The sequence below is a fragment of the Herbaspirillum sp. YR522 genome (assembly GCF_000282575.1).
Taxonomy (GTDB): Bacteria; Pseudomonadota; Gammaproteobacteria; order Burkholderiales; family Burkholderiaceae_D; genus Herbaspirillum.
In genome coordinates, this window is sequence record NZ_AKJA01000129.1 from 1 (window position 1) to 16002 (window position 16002).

Consider the following 16002-nt stretch of genomic DNA (forward strand, 5'->3'; position numbering starts at 1 on the left):
CTGGTTTTAAGGGAGGATTACCCTGCCGCCGAGGGCGCTGGAAGAAAGGCCCTGATAGCCATTCTCCGTTGCCCAAGTGCGATATCGCTGGTACAAATCACTGCTTCTAACCCCAGCCTTGAAGTCGTACATTACCGCCTCATCCGAAAGTTCTAGAAGAAACTGGCGGACCGGATCTGAATTCAGTCGGTACGATTCAATTGTTTGGTGAGAGCTAGGTGGAGCATCGAACTTACCACGACGCAGCAGATTTTGCAGCCCAGTGACCGCCCAGTTCAAAATGCCAGGTAACTCGGCCATCAGCTTTTCTTCTCGATGTATATCTCTCTCGTGTTCTTTGAACTGGCGATTGAACTGCAGGATGATGGCACGCCGTGCAAATCCATCAGAATGGTCCAGCAGTCTCGGTAGGCTATTCGTTGCACCAATCAATCGAGCATATGGTCTGAACGAAAAGGACGGTTCAAACTTGCGCTCCGCTTCGATTTCGTCCCCAGCCGTGATCTGCTTCAGGTAGCCGTCGGAGATCGTTGCTTGGGCGCTCATCTCGGAGCTGATGTTCACCAGTTTACCGAAGAGCTCAGCTCTGACGAACTTATCCTGTAGGCGTTCGATGGCAGCATTACTGATATTCGCAGACCCAACAAGAGCCTGCAGCACTGAAAGAACAAGCGACTTGCCATTGCCCCCAGCGCCGACGAGCCATAGGAACTTGTGCATCTTTGTATCCGGGATCAGACAGTAGCCGCTGAACTCCTGTAGCAGCCTGATCTTGCTCTCCTTGTCGGCATCTGGCGCAAAGATTTCTTCTAGTGTTTGCAGCCACAGGGCGCATTCCGCTTCCGGTAGAAATTTAATCTGCAGGGCGTTTGTCAATTTGTGATCTGGACTGTGCGGAAGCAACCTCCCTGAGATTGGTTCCAGTGTTCCATTCTTCAGGCATATCAGATTCGATCTTCTTTCGAACATCGCTGGGTCTGCGGCGTGATTGGTTCTAATCAGTTCGAAGATCGTGTTTATCTTTCTTGGGGTTGCTGCGTCTCCAAGATAATTCAGAATTGGATTTCGCACTTCTAGGTCTTGCTTGAGAACCTTCCAATAACCTTCTGCATATGCAAGCATCTTGTTATCGAAGCAGGCAAGGTGACCTCCGAAGAGTTTCTGTCCCAGCTCTTTTGCCATCTGCATGGGAGATGGGTCTTGCTTCCTGCCCGATAAGCGTGGACTTGCGGGAACTGACGCTCCTTCATCTTCCAGAGCGTATTCGCAGGGAGTCATCCAGGGGTTGTCTATCCATAGATCATGGCCAAGGTCCGCAAGCGTTTGGGATGTCCATCCATCACGTAGGGCATCGGCAAGATCATAGCCTTTGGGGAGATCACTTCCAGGCTTTGTCAGAAGCTTCAGATCCATGATGGCCGCTACTTGAGCTCCGACTGCTGAAAGCAAATCGTTGAGAGACTTGGCATAAGCAATACCAGCTTCATCGTTGTCCGGAGCGATATAAACGGTGCGCCCTGCAAAAGGCATCAAATCGGTCTTTTCAGGCGACTTTGCTCCATTCAAGGTGGTGACTGCCACGAAGTCGGGGAAAAGGCTCTGGGCGGCATCTGCTGCCTTCTCTCCCTCTGTGAAGAGGACGGGTGCTTCAGGTCTTGTTGCTAGCCGATCTAATCCGTATGCGGGGCGAGGCTCTGGCGGTGCTTTCAATTGCCAGGAGGGATGTCCGGTCTTATCCTTGCAGTACGTCTGTGGGAGATATGTCTTCCCCTCTGCAGTGTCAAACCGGTTCTGGAGGAACAAGATCTCACCGGCTGCATTACGATAGGCCCAAGTAGCGGTCGGCTTCCCAAGACGTGCACCGAAGTAAATGGGCCGTCGTGTAAGTGCGTCCTCAGGTACTGGCATGACGGCGATGAATTCAGGCTGGTCTGTACGTCTTTTGAAATCGCCCTTCGCTACCCTAGCCGCAGCGATGGCTTCGGATCCCGATGCAATGTGCTGCAAAATAAGGCGAGCGGCTTCAGTTTGGTTGATGCCTCCCTCCACGTACGCAACTAGGCTGATCAGGTCGGATCCGCTCTCGTTATTGGCCCCGGCAAAATCTTTCCAGACTCCGTTTTCTGTATTGACTGTAAAAGACCCAATGCTTCCGTCATTCCGAGTCGGATTTAATGCGGCGTATTGCTTGCCTCTGATTTCGCCATCGGGGATCCAGCGTTCGAAGATATCGTCCTGACATTCGAAGGCAAGCTCCTTGGTCAAGTCAAAGTTAACTCCCCCTTCCATCGACGCGTCGAGGGTCAAAAGCTCCTTGGCACGGATTACGGGGTTTGTTTCTGCCGGTGGGAGATGAGCTTGTGACGGTGCTGCTGCGGGCGTTTTTTCGCCTTCTAATAATTGATTAAAATATGTCATATATAGTTTTTATCGTTATGTACTCCGTCCGAGATTCGTCGTTTCGGGCGGATTTTTTTCGCCGATCTTCACCATGAAGAAACGGCAAGCAGGGCATTTCTCTGTGCTTACTGCTCGAAACGAGGACGAAGCCTCGATACATCGAATCCGCTGGCCTTGGCGACGATCTCTGCCTTATCCAGGTTTGGGATGTGATTGTTGCGGATCCACTTGCCGACTGTGCTTTTTGATACTCCAAGCTTGCGGCTGACCATGGTTGTTCCACCCATGTTGTGTATAGCTTTTGCTGTATCTCCTCTCATTTTTATATTCCTTTTTTGTTATAAATGGGTGCTTTCTGGCTTACCCTATCAGTATGTTAACTTCGGTTTCTGAGGGCGATCGGGAAAAATGAAAAAATTTTCATTGCTGCGATTGCAGTGGTGTACGGAGCTCCACTCGGAAAGACTTCTTCCGGGAATATTTCAGCATCTGCGATGTCAGACAGCAGGAAGTTTAAGCAGGCATCCTCCCTATCTTCCCTACGGTCACAGTCCTGGTTCACAGCTTAAGGTGTATGGCGAACTGTATGTGCGGAATTTCAGATGCCACGTTCTGACCGTAAGGGGGAGGCTAGACGGTTTTGCGCAGACATCTTCCCTATCTTCCCTGCGGCCAGTTGGCATGGTCTAACGAACTGCCCGAGTCGATCCGACAGCTCCCCACTTTTGAGGGTGGGGAGACTGACTGGGATTACATCACCTGAGCTGGCTGGCGATGTGTCCCTGGTAGGCTTGCGATATTGTTCGGGAAGTACGGTCGTCCGGCCTCACTGGGGCTGACCATCCAGACGGTTGAGCCAACCTTCCTAGAGCGGAAGCTCAGGCGACTTAGCTCCCGGCCAAACGAAATCGAGTTTCCTGCCGAGAAGTGGTGTGATCTGCACCAGCTGCTGTACGCTGAGAACAGCTCCTGAGCCTTGATACCGCTGAGACCCTGCGACGGCACAAGGCATTCTTCGGCAAAGCCCCTGGCAGGCGATAGCTCGGTCCGATACGCTCGGACCTCCTGATCAGATGACGGCGGAATCGAGAATCTGCCTAGTGCTTGCAGTGCCCTTGCTCCGGCGACCGCCCAAGAGATAATGCCTGGCGTCTCCTCCTTCAGCTTATCAAGTAGCTTCGGATCTCGTTCGCTTGCGGAGAACTGACGATTGAAGGTCAGAACTATTATGCGACGGAAGTATCCTTCAGTTGTGTCTGCGCTATGCGGCATGCTGTTGGTTGCCGTCATGAGCTTGACATAGGGCTTGAACTTAGAGGACGGCTTGTATTTTGCCGACGCTTCGATGGAATCGCCGCCCACGATCGCCTTGAACTCTCCATCCGCAACATGGCGTAGCTTCGGCAAGTCCGGGGATTGGTTTAACAGCTTCTTCTCCAAGGTTGCACGGACATCAGGGTGATTCAGCCTGTGGAGCATAGCGCTGGTGGTATTTTCCTCACCGACGATGTGGCGTGCAATGTCCATCAGAACTGATTTGCCGTTGGATCCTTCGCCCTTCAATATAAGCATGCACTGCTGGCTAATGTTTGCGGTGAGCATGTAGCCCATCCACTGCTGAATGAACTGATGCTTCTCCACCGTATCGACATCACCAGACCAAATGCTATGCAGGAAGGCCATGAAGTTCGGGCATTGGCTACCCGACACATAACTGTGAGGAATGCGATTGAACAGACTGTGGGCGATGTTGTGTTCGCCCAGTCGTCCGGTAGTCACGTCCAATGTCCCGTTGGTGAAGCAGATGTGATTAGGGCTAGGCTGCGCTTCAGCATCTGTAAGTTCGATGGCCAGGATCATCTTGCGGATAGCATCAGCCCTCTTGATAGTGGCGTCAGCACCCAGGTGCTTGATGATCAGATTCTGGATCTTCCTGGTATCAATAGGCTGGTATGCACCCTCGTGAGGCGCATACATCTTATCTCCAGGTGCGACAAGTAAGCCGCTGCCAAACTCGCTGGCAACGACGGATCGAGCGAGGGTGACGTGGCCGATATCCTTGTGTGCGCAATTCCACTGCAGAAGATCTTCTGGTGATTCTGCGATGCTGCCACCCGGCAACGGACAACCACCCGATGGGCAAGTGGTCGCACCGTTCTCTCGGATTTCCTCGCACGAAGGCGGTCGAGTAGTATCTGCAGTTGCAATAGCCGAGCCGAGCGTCGCCAAGCCCTTCGATGTTGTGAAGTCTTGGATACCCGCATATCTGCCAAGCTGTTTGGCCGCAGCGGTAAGGACATTATGGTTGGAGCACGCCGCTTCACCTGAGCAGCAAATGCGCAGGGTTCTGCACTTCAGCAGCTGAAGTGGCAGAAGAGCGTGCTGGCGCACCCTGGCTCCAACGGGCAGCCCTTGCTCTGCAAGTGTGGCTGCAGCGGTGTCAAGCACGTCGGCAAAAGCATCCTGCTCACCATTGCTTCTAAGCAGGGTCGCTTCCTCCTGTTTCACGGGCACGTTAGTGCTCATGCCAACTCTCCACCTTGAGTGGAGCCGGAGTGGGCGAAAGTGTTGGCCTGGATGAATGCTTGCAAGTCGCTAAGGCGATACTTGGCGTAACGGCCTACTTTGACGACAGGCAGGGAATAGCGCCCGGTCGAGAACCAGGCCGCAAGCGTTTGCGGCTTGACGCCGAGGTATTGCGCTGCTGCTGTACGGCTGAAAAGATCAGATTGCATATTAGTCCTGTTGAAGGGCCGGCTAGGAATTAGCCGGACAGACGAGACTTTATGCGGTTGCACTTTCTAAGTGGCGTGATCTTTTTCTGGATTTTTTCCCGCAGAAAAATGGTGCTTCAGGATTCGGCTGCCATCGCTAGTTGGCGCAATGTGGTCATGGTGAAAGCAAAGTCTGCAGCATCGCCGATTTCCCGTACCTTGTCTTTGGTCCCGGTGCCATCTGGATACAGCCATGTGGATAGTATCTGGCCAGATGGCCTCTTTTCTCCTTGCCGTCGGTACCACAAGATGAGATCTTGGTAGGGGAGGATCCGTTGTCTAGACCAAGATGCCAAGACTGTCTCCGTGATTTCGGCCTCCCGCTTACGCTCGAATCGTTGACGATTTGCTCGGATTTCTGCAGTCAAGTATTTTTCGAAGTCCCGCCTTATTTTGCTCTCGGACGCCCGAAGGTCGATGGTGACGTGCCGCTGCATCGAGAACCCATCGGCACCGATGTCGGTTAGCTTCGCATCACATTGAGTATGCCGATCTACTTCATCTTCTTCCATGTTGCCGATGAGTGCTTCGATGATGGTCATGGTTTTTGCGATCGTTAGGGGATATACCGAAGAGGGCGCCGCGTAGTTTGCATCGAAGCCGATGTCATGAAACGGGCCGGCACTGATCTCTGTAAAGTGAAGATCAAATAGTTCGTATTGCTCGCTGGCGATCAGCCCTTCCAGATAGATGCGATTGCCTATCTGTGTTTTCCAGCCATCGAAGTCAAGAGACTTGGTGCGGGAGTAACGCTCCAGATGAAACCATGGTGGGCAGGAAGGAGAAGGTTTGGAGGATCTAGGCATGGAATAAACTGCAGGAGCGAGTCTCTCAGATCTGCTGTGGAGAGCGGCGGCTCAATTGATCAAATTTGACCGCCATTGTAACCCCGTGCTTTTAGGCGCACAAAGAAAAAGGGACTCCAATCTCTTGGAATCCCTTTAAATACTGGTGGCCCCCCCGTGAGTCGAACACGGCACCAACGGATTATGAGTCCGCTGCTCTAACCAAGCATGAGCTAGAGGGCCAAAAAGATGGCCGGCGATTTTAACATCACCGGCCAGCTCTGACACTCTCGATCAATTGCCTTCGAGGAAGCTCTTGAGCTTGTCCGAACGCGAAGGATGACGCAGCTTGCGCAGTGCCTTGGCTTCGATCTGGCGAATACGCTCTCGCGTGACGTCAAATTGCTTGCCGACTTCTTCCAGGGTGTGGTCGGTCGACATCTCGATACCGAAACGCATGCGCAACACCTTCGCTTCGCGTGGCGTCAGCGAGTCGAGGATGTCCTTGACCACGCCGCGCATCGAAGCATGCAACGCCGCGTCGGCTGGAGCCAGCGTGTTGTTGTCTTCGATGAAGTCGCCCAGGTGCGAATCGTCGTCGTCACCGATCGGCGTTTCCATCGAGATCGGCTCCTTGGCGATCTTCATGATCTTGCGGATCTTGTCTTCCGGCATTTCCATCTTGATGGCCAGGGTTGCAGGATCTGGCTCGGCGCCGGTCTCTTGCAGGATCTGCCGCGAAATGCGGTTCATCTTGTTGATGGTTTCGATCATGTGCACCGGAATACGGATGGTGCGCGCCTGGTCGGCGATGGAGCGGGTGATCGCCTGGCGAATCCACCAGGTGGCGTACGTCGAGAATTTGTAGCCACGACGATACTCGAACTTGTCCACTGCCTTCATCAGGCCGATGTTGCCTTCCTGGATCAGGTCGAGGAACTGCAGGCCACGGTTGGTGTACTTCTTGGCGATCGAGATCACCAGGCGCAGGTTGGCCTCGGTCATTTCGCGCTTGGCCATGCGGGCCTTCTTCTCGCCAGCCCCCATCTTGCGGTTGATGGCGCGCAGGTCCGGCAGCGGCAACACCACGCGCGCTTGCAGGTCGATCAACTTCTGTTGCAGTTCCTTGATGGCCGGCACGTTACGGGCCAGCACCACGCTGTAGTCATGGTTGCCGGCGACTTCGCCGTCGACCCAGTCAAGGTTGACTTCGTTGCCCGGGAACACCTTGATGAAGTGGTTGCGCGGCATGTTGCACTTGTTGACCGCCACGTCCAGGATCTGACGCTCGACCTGGCGCACTTCTTCCACCTGCGCACGCAACGTGTCGCACAGCTTCTCGACTACCTTGGCGGTGAAGCGGATGCCCAGCAGTTCGTTGGAAATGATCTCTTGCGCCTTGACGTAGGGCTTGGAATTGTAGCCTTCCTTCTCGAACGCCTTGCGCATGTTCTCGAACTGGGTGCCGATGACGCCGAACTTGCCCAGCGCATCACGCTTCAACTGTTCGAGCTGCTCGGCCGAGAAACCGGCGGCGCCGGCAGTGCCGGTGCCTTCGCTTTCTTCCTCTTCGTCTTCTTCGTCCTCGTCGTCCTCTTCGTCTTCTTCGTCGTCAGAGGCCGATGCGGCTTCTACCTGCTGCACCGATTCGTTCAGGTCGACCAGGCCGTCGACGATCTCGTCGACCTTGATCTCGTCTTTCGAAATGCGGTCAGCCGCGGCCAGGATCTCGGCGATCGTGGTCGGGCAGGCGGAGATGGCCTGGATCATGTCCTTCAAGCCGTCTTCGATACGCTTGGCGATCTCGATTTCGCCTTCGCGGGTCAGCAGTTCGACCGAACCCATTTCGCGCATGTACATGCGCACCGGGTCGGTGGTGCGACCGAAGTCGGAGTCGACCGTCGACAGCGCCGCTTCGGCGGCAGCCTCGGCGTCGTCATCGCTGGCGACGTTGGCCACGTTGTCCGACAGCAGCAGGGTCTCTGCGTCAGGAGCATGCTCGTACAGCGAGATGCCCATGTCGGCGAAGGTACCGATGATGCCTTCGATCGCTTCCGGATCGACGATGTTCTCGGGCAGGTGGTCGTTGATTTCGGAGTACGTCAGGAAACCGCGCTCCTTGCCCAGCTTGATCAGGGTCTTGAGCTTTTGGCGACGGCGCTCGAGTTCTTCTTCGCTGGCTTCGGTATCGGACGAGAAGGCGTCCTTGAGCAAGGCCTTTTCCTTGGCCTTGCGGTCCTTGGCCTTGGCCTTGTCGACCGCCTTGAGCTCGGCGCGCTCGACCGCGTTGAGGGCCGCCATTTCTTCGCTCTCAGGCTGGAATTCCTTCGGCTTGCGGCCGCGACGGCCCGGCACCTTGACGGACGGCAGGATGTAGCCCGAGGTGTCGATGGCCGCCAGCGCTGCGGCATCAGTGGTTTGGCTCACGCTCGAGGATGCGGAGGTCGCACCAGCGTCCTTGCCTTCCACCTGTGCGGCTTTGGTGGACTTGGCGGCTGTCTTGGGTTCGGGTTTCTTGGTCGTCACGGAGGTCTTCGATTTCACAGAAACCGCTTGTTCGGCGGCTTGGGATAACTTTTTGGCTGGCGCCGCAGTCGCTTCTAGCGCTGCTGCACGTACCGGCTTGGCGGGAGCCCCCTTGGCTACCGCGTGTTTCGGCGTCCCTGCTGTCGCAGTCTTGGCCGTCGATTTCACTGCATTGGCCACGGGCGCCTTGGCCGCCTGCTTGGCGGCCGCCGTCTTCGAGCTGGATGCCCCGACGGAGGATTTTACTGCCGTTGCCGCTTTCACGCTCTTTGCGGGAGCAACCGGAGATTTCGCGGGTTTCTTCATTGCATTTGCCATAGAATCAACTGCCAATTGAGATTCACACTCATTGCGCCAATCAAGTCATGCTAATGATGCAAAGCGGTACCGGAATTTTGACAACCCGATAGACTCCGGCTGCACGCGCAACGTTCCTTTTTGCCCCCTGGCGATCGCTGACGACAGGCAGTTTCGCCGATCAACGATCAATGCGGCTTGGATTTTCCGCATCTTCCCGACGGGAAACATGCGTCGCCGCTGGCCCACCGGATGAAAAATGCCATTGCTGTCCGGCGGGACTAAAGCCTTACATCATAGCATAGATATAGGGCTCTTTTCTTCCCGATCAAGCGCCATCGACGTCCATCGGGGCCTTAAAAAACACTAATTTGCTGCGCTTTACCCACTTTTCGCGATTTATACGCCATTTCCGACGGTTTCGCGCTCAATTTGCCACTACCGCCGCCGGCAAGCGCTTGATCGCTTCCTTCTGCTGCGTCAGCTCGCGATAGCGGTGGCGCTGGTCTTCGGCCTTGAGGCCCCCGGCGATCAGGGTGGCCAGTTCTTCCTCGATTGCGCGAATCTTGCTTTGCCGCACCGCGCCCGCCAATTCGGCACGCACCGCGTCGAATTCGGATTCGGATTCGGCGGCGATCTCGGCGATCAACGAATCGAACTCGGGTCCGGACTCGCGCAGGTGCTCGACCAGGCTGGCAAAACTGGCCTGCTCGCCCATGCTGCGCACCAGTCCCACCAGATGGCCCAGCATTTCGGCGCGGTCCGGCGCAATGCTGGCCACTGCCTGCAGCGCTTCGTCGTCCAGGTCGCCCGCCAACCGTGGGTGGGCCACCAGCCAACGCACGATTTGCCGCTCCAGGCCGACCGGCGCGGTGCGCTTGCTGCGCGGGGCCTTGGCCTGGACCCGCGCCACCGGCTTTTCGAGCTCGAACAACGTCTCGATCTCGGCTGCCGTCGACTGCGTGACCTGCGCTACGCTGCGCACGATCTGCAAGCGCAGGGCCGATGCCGGCAAGGCCTGCAGCATGGGCTTGGCGGCAAACTGCGCGTGTGCGCGCCCCTCGGGCGTGGCCAGGTCATTCTCGCCGATGATCTCGCGCAACAGGAACTGCGACAGCGGCAGCGCTTCGCGAATCTGCTGCTCGAAGGCTTCGGCGCCCATTTCGCGTACGTAGCTGTCGGGGTCGTGCTCGGCCGGCAGGAACAGGAAGCGGATGGTCTTGTTGTCCGAGGCATGCGGCAGGCAGGCTTCCAGTGCACGCCGTGCCGCGCGGCGTCCGGCGCCGTCGCCGTCGAAACTGAAGATCACCTGGTCGGTCTGGCGCAACAGCTTTTGCACATGCACCGGCGTGCAGGCCGTACCCAACGTGGCGACCGCCTGCGGAAAACCCAGCTGCGCCAAGGCCACCACGTCCATGTAACCTTCGGTGACCAATGCGTAGCCAGCCTCGCGGATGGCCTGTCGCGCCTCGAACAAACCGTATAACTCGCTACCCTTCGAAAATAGAGGCGTTTCGGGTGAGTTCAAGTACTTGGGCTCGCCGCCGTCCATGACCCGGCCACCGAAGCCGATCACCTGACCCTTGGTATTGCGGATGGGAAACATGACGCGACCGCGAAAGCGATCGTAGCGCTTGCGGTGTGCCCCACCCTCTTCGCTCTTGTCGATCAGCAGGCCCGATTCGACCAGCGCTTCGTTGTCGTAGTCGCGATCCTTGAACACCTGGCGCAGGCCGTCCCACTCGTCGGGCGAATAGCCGAGCCCGAAACGGGCCGCGACTTCGCCGGTGAGACCGCGCCCCTTGAGGTAGTCGATGGCAGGCTGGGCCGTACGCAACTGCTGGCGGTAGAAATCATTGGCACGCGACAGCACGTCCGACAGGGCCAGGCTCTTGGCCTGGCTCTCGGCGCGCTGCGCCGGCAGCAGGCGGTCTTCGTTCTCGGGTACCACCATGCCCACGTTCTGGGCCAGGTCCTTGACCGCCTCGACAAAGCCGAGGCCGGAATACTCGATCAGGAAACTGATGGCCGTGCCGTGCGCACCGCAACCGAAGCAGTGATAGAACTGCTTGGTGGGACTGACGGTAAAGCTGGGTGACTTCTCGTTATGGAACGGGCACAGCCCCATGAAGTTGGCGCCGCCCTTCTTCAACTGCACATAGCGGCCCACCACGTCGACGATGTCGACGCGATTGAGCAGGTCCTGGATGAACGACTGTGGGATCACCGGGCTGGGAAGCAGCTATGAATGTGCAATGAGGATGCGTTCAGGAGGCCAGCGCGGCCTTGACCTGGGCCGACACCACGGTCATGTCGGCGCGGCCGGCCAGCTTCGGCTTGAGTACGCCCATCACCTTGCCCATGTCCTGGGCACCGGCGGCGCCCGTGGCGGCAACGGCCGCGGCCACCTCGGCCTTGATCTCTTCTTCCGACAGGCTCGCAGGCATATAGGTAGACAGGATCTGCAGCTCGGCCTTCTCGATGTCGGCCAGGTCCTGGCGACCGCCGGCCTCGAACTGGCTGATCGAGTCACGCCGCTGCTTGATCATCTTCTCGATGATGGCCAGCACATGGGTGTCGGTCAGTTCGATACGCTCGTCGACTTCCTTCTGCTTCATCGCGGCGGTGATCAGGCGGATCGTGCCGAGCTTGCCGGCTTCCTTGGCGCGCATGGCGGCCTTCATGTCTTCCGTGATCTGTTCTTTCAAACCCATTGCTTGCTCCGATTGAGAATAGATGAGGAGACCGCCCGCTATTGTCGGGCCACGCGCACCGGGAGCAGTCGCCGCCGGCAGCATCCCGGACCATCGTAGATCATGGAATGGCCACTCGCCAGTCCGGTGGCGTGCGATACCCGTCGCGCATGGAACACAATACGGCGGCAAACCAGTGCCGATACGGCGAAGAATGCGAAAACCCGCTGCGGACTACACCGGAGCGGGCTGTCACATCAACCGCGCGAACGCGCGGCGAGAAATTCTTAGTACATCTTTTTCGGCAGCTGTTGGCTACGGATACGCTTGTAGTGACGCTTGACTGCAGCAGCCAGCTTGCGCTTGCGCTCGGCAGTTGGCTTTTCGTAAAACTCGCGTGCGCGCAGCTCGGTCAGCAGACCGGTCTTTTCAATGGTGCGCTTGAAGCGACGCATTGCGACTTCGAACGGCTCGTTTTCTTTAACGCGAATAGTGGTCATGTAAAGTCAAACCAAAAGGTTAGATTGAATTAGCAAAGAAAGCGATTCTAGCAGAGCACAAGCCTGATTGGAAGTCCGGTCGTGGCATTTTTTCCACCCGGATGTGAAAAAGCCCCGAAAAATCAGTCACTTGCTGGCTCAAACATCAGATATCGCATGAACTACACGGCCAGACCGGCAGCCACCCCGGATGCCCAGGCCCACTGGAAGTTATAGCCGCCCAGCCAGCCCGTGACATCGACCGCCTCGCCGATGAAATGCAGGCCCGGGACGCTGTTGACCATCATGCTCTGCTGCGACAGTTCGCGCGTATCGACCCCGCCCAGCGTGACCTCGGCCTTGCGATATCCTTCCGAGCCGGCCGGCACGACCACCCAGCGGTTGAGCGAATCGCCCAGCTGGCGCAGCGCCTTGTCGGGCAGGTCGGCGATCCGGGCACCGGCGTCGAAGCCGTTGACGCGCAACCAGCCCTCGGCCAGCCGCGTCGGCATCCACTGCGCCAGCAGGTTGCCCAGGTTCTTCTTCAATGCGCCCTTGCCGGCAATCAGGGTCTCGGCCAGGTCGACTTCGGGCAACAGGTTAAGGGTCAGCGGCGTGCCGGGTTGCCAGTAGCTCGATATCTGCAGGATCGCCGGGCCCGACAGGCCTCGGTGGGTAAACAGCAGGTCTTCCAGGAAATGGCCACGGGCCTTCTTCTGGCCGGTCTCCACCTCGACCTGCAGCGCGATCCCGGCCAGTTCCGCAAAGGGCTGCCAGGCGCGCCCATCAAAGGTCAGCGGCACCAGCCCCGGGCGCGGCTCGACCAGCCGCAGGTCGAACTGGCGCGCGATGCGATGGGCGAAGTCGGTGGCGCCGATCTTGGGAATCGACAGGCCGCCGGTGGCAATCACCACGCTCGCTGCGGTGATCTCGCCGGCGCTGGTGTCGATGCGGAACGACTCGCCGCTACGGCCGATCTGCGCCACGCTGCACGGCATGCGCCAGCTGACATTGCCCAGGTCGCACTCGGCCTTGAGCATGGCGATGATGTCCTCGGCCGAGTTGTCGCAGAAGAGCTGGCCCTTGTGTTTTTCGTGATAGCCGATGCGATGGCGCTTCATCAGCGAAAGAAAGTCCTGCGGCGTATAGCGCGACAAGGCACTACGGCAGAAATGGGGATTCTGCGACAGGTAGTTCTGCGGGGCGGCCGCGATATTGGTGAAGTTGCACCGGCCGCCACCGGAAATGCGGATCTTCTCGGCCAGGCGTGACGCATGATCGATCAGCACCACGCGCCGGCCGCGCTGGCCGGCGACGGCCGCGCACATCATGCCGGCGGCGCCGGCGCCGATCACGGCGACATCGAATTGCTTGCTCATCTACCCCTCCGCCCAATCTCGGAGGCCCCCGAGCTCGTATCAAAAGCGTGATTGTCGGCGATCCTGCGCCCAAAAGACAAGAGCCGGCGTCTTGCGAGGCCGGCTCCGTGGTGCGCGAAGGCGGTCGCCCCGGCGCTACTGGAAGTACGGTGGCGGGTTCTCGCCCATCCACAGCTCGGACGACAATCGCATCATGTCGTTGAGCGTGCCGCGCTGGGCGAACACCTGGCGCAGCCAGCTGGCGTCGGACAGGCGATCGTGCGCGATGCGCCGCAAGCGCTGCAAGGTGACCCGCTCGGCCTCGTTCTGCACATAGGGCTCGAGCTGTTGCAGGGTCTGCAGCAGGTGCTCGAAGATCGGCAACTTGCGCGATTCGGCCGGGGTCGCGCCATGCAAGGCCAGCATGCCGTTGAGGCCGAAGCGGCTGGCCTCGAAGCGATTGAACTGGTACAGCAGGTAGAAGTCGTCGGTCAGCTCGAACGGCCGCTCGGTCAGCACCCAGCGCGCCAGCAGCTGCGCATAGGCACCCAGGTGGGCGGCATGCTCGATGGTGAGCGGGGTATCGCAGACGCGGATCTCGACCGTGCCGTATTCGGGCTTGGGCCGGATGTCCCAGTAGAAATCCTTCATGCTCTTGATGATGCCCATCTGCAGCAATTCATCGTAGTAGGTCTCGAACTCGGCCCAGCGGGTATGCACCGGCGCCGTGCCCGACAGCGGAAACGCCCGCACCACGTTGCTGCGCGACGAATCGAAACGGGTATCGGCACCCTGGTAGAAGGGCGATGCGGCCGACAAGGCGATGAAGTGCGGCACGTACCGCGAGAAGGCATGCGTGAGGTACAGCGCGTCGTCGCCACTGGGCACGCCGATGTGGATATGCTGGCCGAATACGGTAAAGGTCTTGGCCAGGTAGCCGTATTTCTCGTGCAGGTAATGAAAGCGCTCGCTGGGCGTGATGCGCTGTTCGTTCCAATGCTGGAACGGATGCGCGCCGCCGCCGGAGACATCGATGTTGAGATAGCGCGCGCCGTTGTTGAGCGCCGCGCGCAAGCCCTTCAATTCCTCGATCAGTTCGTCGACCCGGGTGTGCACGTTGGAATTGAGCTCGATCATGCCTTGCGTCATCTCGAGCTTGATCTGCTTTTGCACTTCGCGCGGTTCGATCCAGTTCAGCAGGTCGACCGCGTCGCTGGCCAGGTTGTAGTTGCGCCGGTTCACCAGTTGCAGTTCGAGCTCGATGCCCATGGTGAAGGCGGTCGAGCTGGAAAACGGCAGGATGCCGGCGCTGCCCTGCGGCTGCTCGACGTGGGTCGGGCGTGGCGCGGCCTCGATCACGGTGTCGGTTGATGTCTCGGTATTCATTCGCGTCCACTTTCACCAGATTTGATCAGCGCAAACTGCGTCGCCACCGGCCCCAGGAACTCGAGCACGATCAGGCTGCCCGCCAGCAACGGCAGCACATCGGCCGTGGTGCTGGGGTACAGCGACGACACCGTTTGCATCAGCCCTACCCCGACTTCGGTCATGGGCAGGGTACCCAAGGTCAGCAAGCTGGCCTGGCGCCAGTTCATGCGGGCGAAGCGGGCAAACACGAACACCCCGCAGGCCATCGCCAGGAACCGCGCCGCAATCAATATCAATACCGTGAAGCCGACCATGGTCAGGTCGGTCAGGCGCATCGATGCGCCCACGGTGACGAACAGCATGACGATGAACAGTTCGTTGGCCACCCCGAACTCGAGCTCCATCAGGTCGAACTGTCGATCCAGGTTCTTCGACAGGATGGCGAAGATCAGCATCGTCAGCATCACCGGCAAATGCAGCGCATGCGCCACGCCGATGGCCAGCGCAATGACCGAGATCACCAGCACGAACTGCCAGCGCCCTTCACGCCCCAACAGGCGCGCCAGTGGCATCAGCAACCAATAGGTGAGCCAGGCCAGCAAGGCCGAGCCGCCCAGCGAATACAGGGTGTGCTGGATCAGGGTGGTCACCGGCGTGCCGGCCTCGTGCGCGATCACCGGCAGCAAGGCATAGGCAGCCAGCACGGCCACGAAGTTGTTCAATGCGGTCATCGCCGCCAGGCGCCGCGTGACCTGGCCCTCGGCCTTGAGATCGCGCAGCACCACCAGCACCACCGCCGGCGCGGTGGCGATGGCCATCACGCCGCCCAGCAGTGCCATCACCGAATCGGTGCCGAACCAGGTCAAGGCGATGCTGACGAAGCCGAAGCACAGCACGGCCGATGTGGCCACGGTGGCCAGCAGCCATTTTTCACGGCGCAGCCAGCCGATGTCGACGTAGCGACCCAGTTGATACACCACCAGCGCCACGGCGATGTCGGCGAAGATATTGGTGACCTTGAGGATCTCGCCCGACAGCAGGTTGAGGCCGCCGGCGCCCAGCAGGAAACCAACCAGCAGGTAGCCGGTGATGCGTGGCACCCACGGCGACTTGGAAACTACATAGCCCGCGATCAGCCCGAGCAGCAGCAAGCCGCCGAACACCAGCAAGGCGTTCCATTGCAGCGTCTGTGTCAAGGTGAAAGACGGAAGAGCCCACTCCATAACTCCTCCTGAGTATTGGTATGTCTGATGATGGAAACCGCGCGGCGCCCTGGGCCGGCAAAACGGCTGTCGGCAGATTGCTGCCGATGATGCGTGCCT

General features: G+C 58.5%; 12 protein-coding genes and 1 tRNA gene. All 13 read right to left on the bottom strand.

Features of this window, described 5'->3' with window-relative positions; translation table 11 throughout:
• Positions 1-6: 6 nt before the first annotated feature.
• Positions 7-2418, bottom strand: a complete 2412-nt coding sequence (locus tag PMI40_RS23000) for a phage/plasmid primase, P4 family (RefSeq protein WP_008118158.1) — start codon at positions 2416-2418, stop codon at positions 7-9.
• 107 nt (positions 2419-2525) lie between these two features.
• Entirely contained in the window at positions 2526-2720 is a 195-nt protein-coding gene (locus PMI40_RS23410) for a helix-turn-helix transcriptional regulator (RefSeq protein WP_081496490.1), read from the bottom strand.
• Positions 2721-3150: 430 nt separating this feature from the next.
• Complete coding sequence (locus PMI40_RS17710) at positions 3151-4926, bottom strand: phage/plasmid primase, P4 family (protein WP_008118162.1); 1776 nt, start codon at positions 4924-4926, stop codon at positions 3151-3153.
• Positions 4923-5135, bottom strand: coding sequence for a helix-turn-helix domain-containing protein (locus tag PMI40_RS23415; RefSeq protein ID WP_008118164.1), 213 nt, complete (start codon positions 5133-5135; stop codon positions 4923-4925). The genes PMI40_RS17710 and PMI40_RS23415 overlap by 4 nt, the downstream gene beginning before the upstream one ends.
• 116 nt (positions 5136-5251) lie before the next feature.
• On the bottom strand, positions 5252-5980 hold the full coding sequence (locus PMI40_RS17720; protein ID WP_008118166.1) for a DUF6387 family protein: 729 nt from the start codon (positions 5978-5980) through the stop codon (positions 5252-5254).
• Between the two features lie 143 nt (positions 5981-6123).
• A tRNA-Ile gene (locus PMI40_RS17725) sits at positions 6124-6202 on the bottom strand.
• A gap of 51 nt (positions 6203-6253) precedes the next feature.
• Positions 6254-8485 (bottom strand): RNA polymerase sigma factor RpoD, encoded by a 2232-nt coding sequence (gene rpoD / locus PMI40_RS17730; RefSeq protein ID WP_369770850.1) that lies wholly within the window; start codon positions 8483-8485, stop codon positions 6254-6256.
• A 724-nt stretch (positions 8486-9209) separates the two neighbouring features.
• Positions 9210-11009, bottom strand: a complete 1800-nt coding sequence (dnaG, locus tag PMI40_RS17735; RefSeq protein WP_008118170.1) for a DNA primase — start codon at positions 11007-11009, stop codon at positions 9210-9212.
• 40 nt (positions 11010-11049) lie between these two features.
• Entirely contained in the window at positions 11050-11496 is a 447-nt protein-coding gene (locus tag PMI40_RS17740; protein ID WP_008118172.1) for a GatB/YqeY domain-containing protein, read from the bottom strand.
• 266 nt (positions 11497-11762) lie between these two features.
• Positions 11763-11975, bottom strand: a complete 213-nt coding sequence (gene rpsU / locus PMI40_RS17745) for a 30S ribosomal protein S21 (protein WP_008118174.1) — start codon at positions 11973-11975, stop codon at positions 11763-11765.
• Between the two features lie 161 nt (positions 11976-12136).
• Positions 12137-13333 carry an NAD(P)/FAD-dependent oxidoreductase gene (locus tag PMI40_RS17750; RefSeq protein ID WP_008118176.1) on the bottom strand — a complete coding sequence of 399 codons (1197 nt, stop codon included), beginning with the start codon at positions 13331-13333 and terminating at the stop codon, positions 12137-12139.
• 135 nt (positions 13334-13468) lie between these two features.
• Positions 13469-14698, bottom strand: a complete 1230-nt coding sequence (locus tag PMI40_RS17755) for a YbdK family carboxylate-amine ligase (protein ID WP_008118178.1) — start codon at positions 14696-14698, stop codon at positions 13469-13471.
• Positions 14695-15903, bottom strand: coding sequence for a cation:proton antiporter (locus PMI40_RS17760; RefSeq protein ID WP_008118182.1), 1209 nt, complete (start codon positions 15901-15903; stop codon positions 14695-14697). Before PMI40_RS17760 ends, PMI40_RS17755 begins: the two co-directional genes overlap by 4 nt.
• Positions 15904-16002 lie beyond the last annotated feature (99 nt).

Bases quoted from the DNA above. Each gene is read 5' to 3' on its own strand.
- rpsU (WP_008118174.1), bottom strand. From the start codon at position 11,975: ATGACCACTATTCGCGTTAAAGAAAACGAGCCGTTCGAAGTCGCAATG.
- PMI40_RS17750 (WP_008118176.1), bottom strand. From the start codon at position 13,333: ATGAGCAAGCAATTCGATGTCGCCGTGATCGGCGCCGGCGCCGCCGGC.
- PMI40_RS17720 (WP_008118166.1), bottom strand. From the start codon at position 5,980: ATGCCTAGATCCTCCAAACCTTCTCCTTCCTGCCCACCATGGTTTCAT.
- PMI40_RS17755 (WP_008118178.1), bottom strand. From the start codon at position 14,698: ATGAATACCGAGACATCAACCGACACCGTGATCGAGGCCGCGCCACGC.
- PMI40_RS17710 (WP_008118162.1), bottom strand. From the start codon at position 4,926: ATGAGCACTAACGTGCCCGTGAAACAGGAGGAAGCGACCCTGCTTAGA.
- PMI40_RS17760 (WP_008118182.1), bottom strand. From the start codon at position 15,903: ATGGAGTGGGCTCTTCCGTCTTTCACCTTGACACAGACGCTGCAATGG.
- PMI40_RS23410 (WP_081496490.1), bottom strand. From the start codon at position 2,720: ATGAGAGGAGATACAGCAAAAGCTATACACAACATGGGTGGAACAACC.
- PMI40_RS17740 (WP_008118172.1), bottom strand. From the start codon at position 11,496: ATGGGTTTGAAAGAACAGATCACGGAAGACATGAAGGCCGCCATGCGC.
- PMI40_RS23415 (WP_008118164.1), bottom strand. From the start codon at position 5,135: ATGCAATCTGATCTTTTCAGCCGTACAGCAGCAGCGCAATACCTCGGC.
- PMI40_RS23000 (WP_008118158.1), bottom strand. From the start codon at position 2,418: ATGACATATTTTAATCAATTATTAGAAGGCGAAAAAACGCCCGCAGCA.